This window comes from Citrobacter freundii complex sp. CFNIH4 (genome assembly GCF_002934505.1).
Classification (GTDB): domain Bacteria; phylum Pseudomonadota; class Gammaproteobacteria; order Enterobacterales; family Enterobacteriaceae; genus Citrobacter; species Citrobacter freundii.
This window is the reverse complement of the sequence record NZ_CP026231.1, coordinates 890,222-902,872: the sequence shown is the minus strand read 5'-3', so window position 1 is coordinate 902,872 and position 12,651 is coordinate 890,222. Positions and strand designations below refer to the sequence as shown.

12 protein-coding genes, 5 tRNA genes and 1 other RNA gene are annotated in these 12,651 nt (G+C 52.1%); 7 read left to right on the top strand and 11 right to left on the bottom strand.

Annotated elements, in window-relative coordinates:
* The first annotated feature begins 128 nt into the window (after window positions 1–128).
* The 5 genes from galE to gpmA all read left to right on the top strand — a co-directional run bounded on the left by galE (window position 129) and on the right by gpmA (window position 5,372).
* On the top strand, window positions 129–1,145 hold the full coding sequence (galE, locus tag C2U41_RS04605; RefSeq protein WP_003837100.1) for a UDP-glucose 4-epimerase GalE: 1,017 nt from the start codon (window positions 129–131) through the stop codon (window positions 1,143–1,145).
* A 9-nt stretch (window positions 1,146–1,154) separates the two neighbouring features.
* Complete coding sequence (gene galT, locus C2U41_RS04600) at window positions 1,155–2,201, top strand: galactose-1-phosphate uridylyltransferase (protein WP_003837102.1); 1,047 nt, start codon at window positions 1,155–1,157, stop codon at window positions 2,199–2,201.
* A gap of 3 nt (window positions 2,202–2,204) precedes the next feature.
* Window positions 2,205–3,353: a galactokinase gene (galK, locus tag C2U41_RS04595; RefSeq protein WP_103848320.1), complete on the top strand. Its 1,149-nt coding sequence runs from the start codon at window positions 2,205–2,207 to the stop codon at window positions 3,351–3,353.
* Entirely contained in the window at window positions 3,347–4,387 is a 1,041-nt protein-coding gene (gene galM, locus C2U41_RS04590; RefSeq protein ID WP_032948869.1) for a galactose-1-epimerase, read from the top strand. The genes galK and galM overlap by 7 nt, the downstream gene beginning before the upstream one ends.
* Window positions 4,388–4,619: 232 nt before the next feature.
* On the top strand, window positions 4,620–5,372 hold the full coding sequence (gene gpmA / locus C2U41_RS04585) for a 2,3-diphosphoglycerate-dependent phosphoglycerate mutase (RefSeq protein ID WP_003022999.1): 753 nt from the start codon (window positions 4,620–4,622) through the stop codon (window positions 5,370–5,372).
* Between the two features lie 67 nt (window positions 5,373–5,439).
* Here gpmA and aroG read toward each other — a convergent pair whose 3' ends face one another.
* Window positions 5,440–6,492, bottom strand: coding sequence for a 3-deoxy-7-phosphoheptulonate synthase AroG (gene aroG, locus C2U41_RS04580; RefSeq protein ID WP_003837108.1), 1,053 nt, complete (start codon window positions 6,490–6,492; stop codon window positions 5,440–5,442).
* A 317-nt stretch (window positions 6,493–6,809) separates the two neighbouring features.
* On the opposite strand from aroG, the gene C2U41_RS04575 reads away from it, so the two are divergent.
* Together C2U41_RS04575 and zitB are read left to right on the top strand one after the other, a co-directional pair.
* Window positions 6,810–7,184 carry a YbgS-like family protein gene (locus C2U41_RS04575; RefSeq protein ID WP_003022994.1) on the top strand — a complete coding sequence of 125 codons (375 nt, stop codon included), beginning with the start codon at window positions 6,810–6,812 and terminating at the stop codon, window positions 7,182–7,184.
* A gap of 113 nt (window positions 7,185–7,297) precedes the next feature.
* A complete protein-coding gene (zitB, locus tag C2U41_RS04570) occupies window positions 7,298–8,239 on the top strand; it encodes a CDF family zinc transporter ZitB (protein WP_003022992.1) in 942 nt (313 codons plus the stop codon).
* Here the strand turns inward: zitB and pnuC are convergent.
* From pnuC to pal, 10 genes are all read right to left on the bottom strand, one after another.
* On the bottom strand, window positions 8,236–8,955 hold the full coding sequence (pnuC, locus tag C2U41_RS04565; protein WP_087879080.1) for a nicotinamide riboside transporter PnuC: 720 nt from the start codon (window positions 8,953–8,955) through the stop codon (window positions 8,236–8,238). The genes zitB and pnuC overlap by 4 nt on opposite strands.
* A gap of 26 nt (window positions 8,956–8,981) precedes the next feature.
* Complete coding sequence (nadA, locus tag C2U41_RS04560) at window positions 8,982–10,025, bottom strand: quinolinate synthase NadA (protein WP_003837113.1); 1,044 nt, start codon at window positions 10,023–10,025, stop codon at window positions 8,982–8,984.
* Between the two features lie 282 nt (window positions 10,026–10,307).
* A non-coding RNA gene (locus C2U41_RS04555) (RtT sRNA) lies at window positions 10,308–10,441 on the bottom strand.
* Window positions 10,442–10,463: 22 nt separating this feature from the next.
* Window positions 10,464–10,539 (bottom strand) — tRNA-Lys (locus tag C2U41_RS04550).
* A gap of 133 nt (window positions 10,540–10,672) precedes the next feature.
* A tRNA-Lys gene (locus C2U41_RS04545) sits at window positions 10,673–10,748 on the bottom strand.
* Between the two features lie 45 nt (window positions 10,749–10,793).
* Window positions 10,794–10,869 (bottom strand) — tRNA-Lys (locus tag C2U41_RS04540).
* Window positions 10,870–10,872: 3 nt separating this feature from the next.
* Window positions 10,873–10,948: transfer RNA gene (locus C2U41_RS04535), tRNA-Val, on the bottom strand.
* A gap of 137 nt (window positions 10,949–11,085) precedes the next feature.
* Window positions 11,086–11,161, bottom strand: a tRNA-Lys gene (locus C2U41_RS04530).
* A 165-nt stretch (window positions 11,162–11,326) separates the two neighbouring features.
* Window positions 11,327–12,118, bottom strand: coding sequence for a cell division protein CpoB (cpoB, locus tag C2U41_RS04525; RefSeq protein ID WP_003847309.1), 792 nt, complete (start codon window positions 12,116–12,118; stop codon window positions 11,327–11,329).
* Between the two features lie 9 nt (window positions 12,119–12,127).
* On the bottom strand, window positions 12,128–12,646 hold the full coding sequence (gene pal / locus C2U41_RS04520; protein WP_003022983.1) for a peptidoglycan-associated lipoprotein Pal: 519 nt from the start codon (window positions 12,644–12,646) through the stop codon (window positions 12,128–12,130).
* Between the last annotated feature and the right edge of the window lie 5 nt (window positions 12,647–12,651).

The window sequence follows — 12,651 nt, the reverse complement described above, 5'->3', positions numbered from 1 at the left end:
AAATTAACTAGCAGCGTCGAGTGAAAATCCTGGAGTGTAAACGATTCCACTAATTTATTCCGTGTCACACTTTTCGCATCTTTGTTATGCTATGGTTATTGCATACCATAGGCTTAACGGAGCGAATTATGAGAGTATTGGTTACAGGTGGTAGCGGTTACATTGGAAGCCACACTTGCGTGCAGTTGCTGAAAAACGGTCACGAGGTGGTGATCCTGGATAATCTCTGCAACAGCAAGCGCAGCGTACTGCCCGTCATTGAGCGTTTAGGCGGCAAGCATCCGACCTTCGTGGAAGGAGACATCCGTAACGAAGCGCTGATAACCGAAATTCTGCACGATCATGCCATTGATACGGTCATCCATTTTGCCGGTTTAAAAGCCGTTGGAGAATCCGTTGCCAAGCCGCTGGAGTACTATGACAACAACGTCAACGGCACTCTGCGTCTGGTGAATGCAATGCGCGCAGCCAACGTGAAAAACTTCATTTTCAGCTCCTCCGCGACCGTCTATGGCGATCAGCCGCAAATTCCTTACGTTGAAAGCTTCCCCACCGGCACGCCACAAAGTCCGTACGGCAAAAGCAAGCTGATGGTGGAACAGATCCTGACCGATCTGCAAAAAGCTCAGCCCGACTGGAGCATTGCCCTGCTGCGCTACTTTAACCCTGTTGGCGCTCATCCGTCAGGAGATATGGGGGAAGATCCGCAAGGTATTCCAAACAACCTGATGCCTTACATCGCGCAGGTTGCCGTTGGCCGCCGCGAGTCTCTTGCCATATTTGGCAATGACTACCCTACTGAAGATGGCACCGGCGTACGCGACTACATCCATGTGATGGATCTCGCCGACGGCCACGTTGCCGCCATGGAAAAACTGGCAGGCATTCAGGGTGTGCATATTTATAACCTCGGTGCAGGCATCGGCAGCAGCGTGCTGGACGTGGTCCACGCCTTCAGCAAAGCCTGTGGTAAACCGGTGAATTACCACTTCGCCCCGCGCCGTGAAGGCGATCTTCCGGCCTACTGGGCTGATGCCAGCAAAGCCGATCGCGAGCTCAACTGGCGCGTGACCCGCACATTGGATGAAATGGCACAAGATACCTGGCACTGGCAGTCACGCCACCCACAGGGATATTCGGATTAAGGACCAATCATGACGCAATTCAATCCTGTCGATCATCCACACCGCCGTTTTAACCCGCTCACCGGGCAGTGGATCCTCGTATCACCGCATCGCGCCAAACGCCCGTGGCAAGGGGCGCAGGAAACTCCGTCTAAGCAGGTACTACCTGCACATGACCCGGACTGCTTCCTGTGCGCTGGCAATACGCGCGTTACCGGCGACAAAAACCCGGATTACACCGGGACCTATGTCTTTACCAATGACTTTGCGGCGCTGATGTCCGATACCCCCGACGCGCCGGACAGTCACGATCCGTTGATGCGCTGCCAGAGCGCGCGCGGTACCAGCCGCGTGATTTGCTTCTCACCCGATCACAGCAAAACGTTGCCGGAACTCAGCGTCCCTGCACTGACAGAAATCGTAAAAACGTGGCAGGAGCAGACCGAAGACTTAGGGAAAACCTATCCCTGGGTGCAGGTATTTGAGAATAAAGGCGCAGCGATGGGGTGCTCGAACCCGCACCCACACGGACAAATTTGGGCCAACAGCTTTTTGCCTAACGAAGCCGAACGTGAAGATCGCCTGCAGAAAGCGTACTTCGCCGAACAAGGCGCGCCAATGCTCGTTGATTACGTCCAGAGAGAACTGGCGGACGGCAGTCGTACGGTCGTAGAAACCGAGCACTGGCTGGCGGTTGTGCCTTACTGGGCCGCGTGGCCGTTCGAAACGCTGCTGCTGCCGAAAGCGCATGTGCTGCGTATTACCGATTTGAGCGACGAACAGCGTGCTGACCTGGCGCTGGCGTTGAAAAAACTGACCAGTCGTTACGACAATCTGTTCCAGTGTTCATTCCCCTACTCCATGGGCTGGCACGGCGCACCGTTTAACGGTGAAGAAAACCAACACTGGCAGTTGCATGCACACTTTTATCCGCCGCTGCTGCGTTCCGCGACTGTGCGTAAATTTATGGTCGGATATGAAATGCTGGCAGAAACCCAGCGCGACCTGACGGCAGAACAAGCGGCTGAACGACTGCGTGCGGTCAGCGACATCCATTTTCGCGAATCCGGAGTTTAAATAATGAGTCTGAAAGAAAAAACACAATCTCTGTTTGCAGAAACATTTGGCTACCCTGCCACCCATACTATTCAGGCACCGGGTCGTGTAAACCTGATCGGCGAACATACCGATTATAACGACGGCTTCGTTCTGCCTTGCGCCATCGACTATCAAACCGTTATCAGTTGTGCGGCACGCGACGATCGAAAAGTCCGCGTGATCGCCGCTGATTACGACAATCAGATTGATGAGTTCTCGCTTGATGCGCCGATTATCGCCCACGACAGCCAGCAGTGGTCAAACTACGTGCGTGGCGTAGTGAAACATCTGCAAAAGCGCAATAACGCCTTTGGCGGCGCTGATCTGGTGATCAGCGGTAACGTCCCACAGGGCGCGGGGTTAAGTTCTTCTGCCTCGCTGGAAGTCGCTGTGGGTACGGTATTCCAGCAGCTCTATCATCTGCCGCTCGACGGCGCGCAGATTGCCCTGAACGGTCAGGAAGCTGAAAACCAGTTTGTCGGCTGTAACTGCGGCATTATGGATCAGTTGATCTCGGCACTTGGTAAGAAAGATCATGCGCTACTGATCGACTGCCGAACGCTTGGCACCAAAGCAGTTTCTATGCCTGAGGGCGTAGCGGTGGTGATCATCAACAGTAACTTTAAACGTACGCTGGTCGGTAGCGAATACAACACCCGTCGCGAACAGTGTGAAACCGGCGCGCGTTTCTTCCAGCAGCCAGCGCTGCGTGATGTTAACCTTGAAGCGTTTAACGCCGTCGCCCACGAATTGGATCCGATCGTCGCCAAACGCGTTCGCCACGTGATCACGGAAAATACGCGTACCGTTGAAGCAGCACAGGCGCTGGAAAAAGGCGACCTGCTGCGTATGGGCCAACTGATGGCGGAATCTCACGCCTCAATGCGCGATGACTTTGAAATTACCGTGCCGCAAATTGATACGCTGGTTGAGATTGTCAAAGCGACCATTGGCGATAAAGGCGGTGTACGCATGACCGGCGGCGGCTTCGGCGGCTGTATAGTGGCGCTGATCCCGCAAGATTTGGTGCCAGCCGTACAGCAAGCTGTAGCTGAGCAGTACGAAGCAAAAACTGGAATTAAAGAAACATTCTACGTCTGCAAACCTTCTCAAGGAGCCGGACAATGTTAAACGAAATCCCCGTGCAGGCTCCGGACGGTCAGCCGTTTCGCCTGCTCACCCTGCGCAATGACGCAGGGATGGTGGTCACGCTGATGGATTGGGGCGCGACCCTACTCTCTGCGCGTATTCCGCTCAGCGATGGTAGCGTGCGCGAAGCATTACTCGGTTGTGCCAGCCCGGAACAATACCCGGGACAGGCTGCATTTCTGGGGGCCTCGATTGGTCGCTACGCTAACCGTATCGCCAACAGCCGCTATACATTTGCTGGCGAAACCGTTGAATTAATACCAAGTCAGGGCGACAACCAGCTGCACGGCGGGCCGGACGGTTTTGACAAACGTCGCTGGCAGATAGTCAATCAAAATGACCGCCAGGTGCTGTTCGCCTTAACGTCTGACGATGGCGATCAGGGCTTCCCTGGCCATCTTTGCGCTACCGTGCAGTATCGCCTGACTGACGATAATCGTATTTCGATAACCTACCGCGCCACGGTCGATAAGCCCTGCCCGGTGAATCTGACGAATCACGTTTATTTCAACCTCGACGGTGACAAAACGGATGTGCGCCAACACAAGCTGCAAATCCTCGCCGACGAGTACTTGCCGGTTGATGAAATGGGCATCCCGCACGACGGACTGAAATCCGTCGCTGGTAGCACTTTCGATTTCCGTACGCCTAAGATCATCAGCAGTGAATTTCTTGCCGATGACGATCAGCGCAAGGTAAAAGGTTACGATCACGCCTTCCTGCTCCAGGCACAGGGCAATACGCATACGCCGGTCGCTCGACTGTGGTCCCAGGATGAAAAACTGCAGATGGAGGTCTACACCTCCGCCCCGGCATTACAGTTTTATTCCGGGAATTTCCTCGGCGGTACGCCATCCCGTGGTCCTGATGCCTACGCCGACTGGCAAGGTCTGGCACTGGAAAGCGAGTTCCTGCCGGACAGCCCGAACCATCCGGAATGGCCGCAGCCAGACTGCTTCCTGCGTCCTGGCGAAGAGTATGCCAGCGTGACGGAATACCGGTTTATTCCAGCCTAATCGTTCCCCCTCCCAGGCCCGATGACGTAACGTATCGGGCCTGTTGCTTGTTTATCACAGTAGAACCGCTCAAATCCCCACCGTTCAAAGACAAAATCGCAACCTTGAGTTCACAAGAACCTTACACTGTGGCGCTATTTTCGCTATGGTTATGCGTAAGGATTGTCGCTGACGCATTACGGCAATATAATGAGAATTATTATCATTAAATATGATTTATAGGAGTGAGTGTATGGCTGTAACTAAGCTGGTTCTGGTACGTCACGGTGAAAGTCAGTGGAACAACGAGAACCGTTTTACCGGTTGGTATGACGTTGATCTGTCCGAGAAAGGTGTGGGCGAAGCAAAAGCGGCAGGTAAACTGCTGAAAGAGGAAGGCTACAGCTTCGATTTTGCTTATACCTCTGTGCTGAAACGTGCCATTCACACCCTGTGGAACGTACTGGACGAACTGGATCAGGCCTGGCTGCCGGTTGAGAAATCCTGGAAACTGAACGAACGTCATTACGGCGCGCTGCAGGGTCTGAACAAAGCTGAAACCGCTGAAAAATACGGTGACGAGCAGGTTAAACAATGGCGTCGCGGCTTTGCGGTAACGCCACCGGAACTGACCAAAGATGACGAGCGTTATCCGGGTCATGATCCGCGTTATGCGAAGCTGACCGACAAAGAGTTACCGGTTACCGAAAGCCTGGCGCTGACCATCGACCGCGTTATCCCCTACTGGAACGAAACCATTCTGCCGCGCATGAAAAGCGGTGAGCGTGTGATTATCGCCGCTCACGGTAACTCTCTGCGTGCGCTGGTTAAATACCTGGATAATATGGGCGAAGATGAGATCCTTGAACTGAACATTCCGACCGGCGTACCGCTGGTATATGAGTTCGACGAAAACTTCAAACCGATCAAACACTACTATCTGGGTAACGCTGACGAGATCGCCGCAAAAGCTGCGGCCGTTGCGAACCAGGGTAAAGCGAAGTAATTTCTTCGCGACACATAAAAAAGCGCGGATTATCCGCGCTTTTTTCTTTTTCTGGAAGGCTAACGTTTTAACCGCGACGCGCTTTTACCGCATCCGCCAACTGGCGCAGCACCGCATCGGTGTCTTCCCAGCCAATGCAGGCGTCAGTGATGCTCTTACCGTAGGTCAGCGGCTCGCCGCTATCCGGGTTCTGATTACCCTCGACCAGATGGCTTTCGATCATCACGCCAATAATCGCTTTTTCTCCACCAGCGACTTGTCCGCAAACGTCTTTCGCAACATCCATCTGCTTTTTGAACTGCTTGCAGGAGTTGGCATGGCTAAAGTCGATCATCACTTGTGCAGAGAGCCCTGCTTTGATCAGACCTTCTTTCACGTCGGCAACGTGCTGAGCGCTGTAGTTAGGTTCTTTGCCGCCGCGCAAAATAATATGGCAATCGCCGTTACCGCTGGTATTCACGATCGCTGAATGACCCCATTTGGTCACAGACAGGAAGCAGTGTGGCGCCCCTGCTGCGTTGATTGCATCAATCGCAACTTTGATCGTGCCATCGGTACCGTTTTTAAAACCAACCGGGCAAGACAGACCTGATGCCAGCTCGCGGTGTACTTGAGACTCAGTGGTACGAGCCCCAATCGCGCCCCAACTCATCAAGTCGGCGAGGTATTGCGGCGTGATCATATCGAGGAACTCACCCGCAGCCGGCAATCCGCTATCGTTGATATCCAGCAGCAATTTACGTGCAATACGCAGCCCATCGTTGATTTGGAAGCTGTTGTCCATGTGCGGATCGTTGATAAGCCCTTTCCAGCCGACGGTGGTTCGCGGTTTTTCAAAATAGACGCGCATGACAATTTCAAGCTCGCCTTTTAACTCTTCGCGCAGCGCCAGCAGGCGGGCGGCGTACTCTTTAGCGGCTGCCGGATCATGAATAGAGCACGGCCCAATCACCACTAACAGGCGATCATCGCTCCCTTTCAGAATTTTATGAATCGCCTTACGGGCATGAGCCACCGTGTTTGCGGCATTTTCAGTAGCGGGGAATTTTTCCAGCAATGCGACTGGCGGTAATAACTCGTTGATCTCTTTAATGCGTAAATCGTCGTTCTGATAATTCATGATTATTCCAGCGTTGCCATACTTATATAAATGAATGCAATCCCTCCAATCTATATCTTCAGTCATAAAGTGTAAACAGGGTTTTACACTTTGGACGGATTAATCCTGGAATTGGCCAAAAAAACGCAATAAAGTAGCGAAAAACGAGATCCAACCTACAATTTATAACTGTAACAGCTTTAATTTTCATAAATTTCAAGATTCTATGCTGGGTTTGATTTCTCAGGCAAAACTATTAACCACATATTAATGATGTAACTGGCACATGCACTGTTGGAAGACGTTATCCGACATATCGACCATAACAGGAGCATATTATGCATATGACAAAGCTGGCTTCACTCTTTCTTACCGCTACACTCAGCCTCGCCAGCGGCGCGGCGCTGGCTGCTGAAACCAATACGCAGTCCAATAACGGCCAGGCAAATTCCTCGGCGGATGCCGGTCAGGTCGCCCCAGACGCACGCGAAAACGTGGCACCAAATAATGTCGACAACAGTAACGTGAATTCGGGTGGCACAATGCTGCACCCGAACGGTTCATCAATGAACCATGAAGGGATGACCAAAGACGAGATGCACAAAAACACCATGTGTAAGGACGGTCGCTGCCCTGATGTAAATAAGAAGGTTGAGACCGGAAACGGCATTAATAATGATGCCGAGACAAAAACTGATGGCACTACGCAGTAACGCTGAAAATAAAGCTAATAACGGGAGAGCAATAGCTCTCCTTTTTAATTTTATCATCCCAAAAACGGTATGATGGCATACAGTAAAGATGAGAATAACAAAGGGATGGCATAATGGCGCACTCGCATACTCATAATTCCTCTGAGCAACCCAAGGACAATAATGCCCGCCGCTTGATGTTTGCATTCTGCATTACAGCCGGATTTATGTTGGTTGAAGTGGTAGGTGGAATACTTTCAGGTTCACTGGCCTTGTTGGCTGATGCCGGGCATATGCTCACTGATGCCGCAGCGCTCCTTTTCGCGCTGCTGGCCGTCCGGTTTTCCCATCGACCGCCCACAATACGACACACCTTCGGCTGGCTGAGGCTCACGACACTGGCCGCGTTTGTTAATGCCATCGCATTGGTCGTGATCACTATTTTAATCGTCTGGGAAGCCATTGAGCGTTTCCATACGCCCCGCCCCGTGGCAGGCGGCATGATGATGGTTATAGCTGTCGCGGGTTTACTCGCCAACGTGCTGGCTTTTTGGGTTCTACACCGCGGCAGTGAGGAGAAAAACCTGAACGTCCGCGCCGCGGCACTACATGTGATGGGCGATTTACTCGGCTCGGTCGGGGCGATCATCGCTGCGCTTATTATTATCTGGACGGGCTGGACGCCTGCGGACCCAATTCTCTCGATTCTGGTTTCCGTGCTGGTACTGCGCAGCGCCTGGCGACTGTTAAAGGATAGCGTTAACGAATTACTGGAAGGTGCCCCGCTGACGCTGGATATTGCCGCACTGCAGCGCCATCTCAGCCGGGATATCCCCGAAGTCCGCAATGTACACCATGTCCATGTCTGGATGGTGGGTGAAAAACCGGTAATGACGCTGCATGTGCAGGTGATCCCGCCGCACGATCATGATGCCCTGCTGGAACGTATTCAGCATTTCCTTATCCACCACTACCAGATAGAACACGCGACGATCCAGATGGAGTATCAGCCGTGCAATGGGCCGGACTGCCACCTGTACCAAGGCGTGTCCGGCCATTCACATCATCACCATTAATGGGACAGCGCGCGGGAACCCCGCTCACGCGCGCTGTTAATCCACATCCTGCTACCATTCAGGGCGATAACCGTCAGGATCATATACTCCAGCGACATGGCATATACGCCTTGTAGGGCGAAAATCACTACGCTTATTACGTTAATGATCACCCACAGCAGCCAGTTTTCGACGTATTTGCGCGTCATCAGGATCATCGCCGCAATCGACAACACCATCATGCTGGAGTCCCAGAACGGGAATGCATCGGGTTGCAACTCAGGCACAACAACCTGTAATCCTAATGCCTGCATAATGTTCACCGCAATGTGGGTCAGGAATGCAAAGACCGGATCGATATAGACCGACATCAGGCCGATCGCTACCACGCAAGCCGCCAGCCAGCCGATCGCTTTTGGTAACGGCAGCCAGCGAATTTTCAGTTCCGCTTCATGCTGGTTAGTTTGCCTGGACCAGGCATACCAGCCGTAGATGTTGGCGGCAAAGAAGAAAACTTGCAGCAACAGGCTTGCATAGAGCTGGATCTGAAAGAAGATAATCGCAAACAGCGTGACGTTTATCAGGCCGAAGAAGTAATTGCTTATTTTCTCAAGGCTCGCCAGACCAATACACAGCAACCCGGCGATCGTCCCCACAGCTTCGATCCACGACAGATCGTAACCGCCAGCGCCGATCGGAATATGTACCAGAATGTTCTGCGTGCTAAAAAAGTCCATCTTTTCCCCCAGAGCAAAAAAATTAATTAAGCTCGAAGTGTAGCCGCAAATTCCAACATGCGGTTTAACGGCAACAACGCCCCTTCTCGCAGCGCAGCATCAACATGTATCTCATGAGCCGCTCCGCCTTGTTCCAGGCCCTCAGCAATCGCCTTGAGGCCGTTCATCGCCATCCACGGACAATGCGCACAGCTGCGACAGGTTGCCCCCTCGCCAGCCGTCGGCGCTTCAAGCAATTCTTTATCCGGAACGGCCTGCTGCATTTTGTAAAAAATGCCCCGGTCAGTCGCCACAATCAGCTGTTGATGCGGTAACGATTTAGCTGCGTTGATTAACTGGCTGGTTGAGCCAACCGCATCAGCCATATCAACGATAGACTGAGGGGACTCCGGGTGCACCAACACCGCAGCATCAGGGTAAAGCCCCTTCATGCGTGTTAAAGCCTGAGTTTTAAATTCGTCGTGGACGATACAGGCCCCCTGCCAACAAAGAACGTCTGCACCGGTCTGTTTTTGCACGTAGTTGCCCAGATGTCTGTCCGGAGCCCAGATGATTTTTTCACCTAAACTATCAAGGTGCTCAATAAGTTCTACCGCGATACTGGACGTGACGACCCAGTCCGCCCGCGCTTTAACGGCAGCGGAGGTATTGGCGTAAACCACCACGGTACGATCAGGATGCGCATCGCAAAACGCGCTGAAAGCATCAATCGGACAACCCAGATCTAATGAACATTCCGCCTGTAAGGTCGGCATCAGGATGGTCTTTTCCGGGCTGAGGATTTTGGCGGTTTCCCCCATAAACCTCACTCCTGCAACCAACAGCGTAGAGGCAGAATGTTTTGAGCCGAACCGCGCCATCTCCAGAGAATCAGAAATACAGCCACCGGTCTCTTCGGCCAATTGCTGAATTTCAGGATCGGTGTAATAGTGCGCGACCATAACGGCATCACGCTCTTTCAACAGGCGCTTGATTTTTTCACGATAAAATTGCTTTTCATCCACACTCAGCGGGGCTGGCTTCGGCGGAAACGGATAAATTGCTGCTTCTGGATCAAACATCACGCTCATCTTGCTTTCTCGTTTTACTAGCTTAACGAAATAACCGATTAAAAGCGTGACGCACGCCGTATTCGGTTAGATTTGTTTTATATGCTAAACAAGATAGCGGATTGGCGTAAGAAAGTCACAATAATTGCGTGTGATGAATGCCGGATGGCGACTGACGTCTTATCCGGCCTACGTGAATAGTGTCGTCTGTAGGACTGATAAGCGAAGCGCATCAGGCAAGCAGGTTCGAATCATGAAATCCTGCACATAGCAAAAAAGCGCCTTTAGGGCGCTTTTTTACACTGGTGGGGCGTGCAGGATGACTCGCTACGCTCGCCCTTCGGGCCATCGCCGTAAACGGCTCCGTTGTCTCACTTCGTTCGACCCGAACCTGCTGCAGGTTCGAATCATGAAATCCTGCGCATAGCAAAAAAGCGCCTTTAGGGCGCTTTTTTACACTGGTGGGGCGTGCAGGATTCGAACCTGCGACCAATTGATTAAAAGTCAACTGCTCTACCAACTGAGCTAACGCCCCCTTATGGGGTTTACTTCTTTATACTTTCAGGATGGTGGGTCGTGCAGGATGACTCGGCTTTGCCTCGCCCTACGGGCCGTTGCTTACGCAACGTTATCCTTCACGTTTTACAATCGCGTTCCACCTTAGCGATTGGTGGGTCGTGCAGGATTCGAACCTGCGACCAATTGATTAAAAGTCAACTGCTCTACCAACTGAGCTAACGACCCGCTCGGGTATAACCTGAAAATTTTTACTCGGTACCACCAATAAATTGGTGGGGCGTGCAGGATTCGAACCTGCGACCAATTGATTAAAAGTCAACTGCTCTACCAACTGAGCTAACGCCCCGAGTGGTGGGTGATGACGGGATCGAACCGCCGACCCCCTCCTTGTAAGGGAGGTGCTCTCCCAGCTGAGCTAATCACCCGATACTACGCTGGATACTACTTACTAACTGAGTTAGTGGTGGGTCGTGCAGGATGACTCGACTTCGTCTCGCCCTACGGGCCGTTGCTTACGCAACGTTATCCTTCACGTTTTACAATCGCGTTCCACCTTAGCGATTGGTGGGTCGTGCAGGATTCGAACCTGCGACCAATTGATTAAAAGTCAACTGCTCTACCAACTGAGCTAACGACCCACTTTTTTTGCCGCTTTCGGGCTGTTTGATATCCCTTGGCAACGGCGGCATATATTACTGATTTCAGATTTTAGCGCAACAAAAATTTCGATGTAAATAACTCAACTGCTTAGGAATCACACGACGCGACCAGAATTAACACGATTTCTGGTCGCATGGTGTTCATTACATCGCGCCAAGGCGTTTTTGCGCTTGTTTCGCGCCATCAGTGCCAGGGTATTTAGTGATAACCTGCTGATAAACGGCTTTAGCTTTTGCTGTGTCACCTTTGTCCTGCATGATGACGCCGACTTTATACATCGCGTCTGCAGCCTTTGGTGATTTAGGGAAGTTTTTAACTACTGAAGCAAAATAGAACGCTGCATCATCTTTTTTCCCCTTGTTGTAATTCAACTGACCCAGCCAGTAATTCGCATTTGGCAGGTAAGTCGAGTCTGGGTACTTTTTGATGAAGTTCTGAAATGCTTCAATCGCATCATCCTGGCGGGATTTATCCTGCACCAGAGCAATGGCCGCATTGTAATCAGTGTTCGCATCGCCAGTCTGCGCCGGGGCTCCTGACGCTGCCGCTGCGCCCGCATCAGGCGTAGGGGTTGCTGCTGCCCCACTCTGATCGCTACCTGCAGACTGCGCCGCAGGCGCACTACCGCTGCCAAGATTATTAATCTGCAACAATATTTGCTTCTGGCGTTCAACAACCTGGTTCAACTGATACTGATTTTCCTGAATTTGACCACGCAGGGAATCAATATCGGACTGATTATCGGAGAGTTGTTGCTGGAGTTGGGTTAAAAGCTGACTGTGAGCGTTAGAAATACGCTCGAGTTGAGTGACACGGTCTTCGACCGAGCCTGAGCCGACACTACTGATTGGCGCCTGAGCAAAAGCGGCCCAAGGGGCCGCTATGCCAACCAGTAACGACAGACTCAACAGATGATGTCTGAAGTTACTGCTCATGCAATTCTCTTAGTAAACCAGTACGGCGCGACGGTTTTTGGCGTAAGCCGCTTCGTCATGGCCCAGTACTGCAGGTTTTTCTTTACCGTAAGAAACGATGGAGATCTGGTCAGCAGAAACGCCTTTACCCTGCAGGTACATCTTAACGGCGTTCGCACGACGCTCACCCAGGGAGATGTTGTACTCAGGAGTACCACGTTCGTCCGCATGACCTTCTACGGTGACTTTGTAAGACGGGTTGCTACGCAGGAAGTTAGCGTGAGCATCCAGCATTGCAGCGAAATCAGAACGGATATCGTACTTGTCCAGATCGAAGTAAACGATGTTGTTCTGCTGCAGCTGTTGCATCTGAAGACGCGCTTGCTCTTCAGAAGACATGTTGCCGCTGCCGTTTGCATCCATACCAGTGCCGGCACCCAGCATGCCTTCGCTGCCGTCATTGCTGGCGTTCTTGTTAGAAGAACACGCTGCAATAGCCATAACAGGCAGAGCAATCATCAGCCCTTTCAGCACTTTGTTCAGTTGCATTTCAA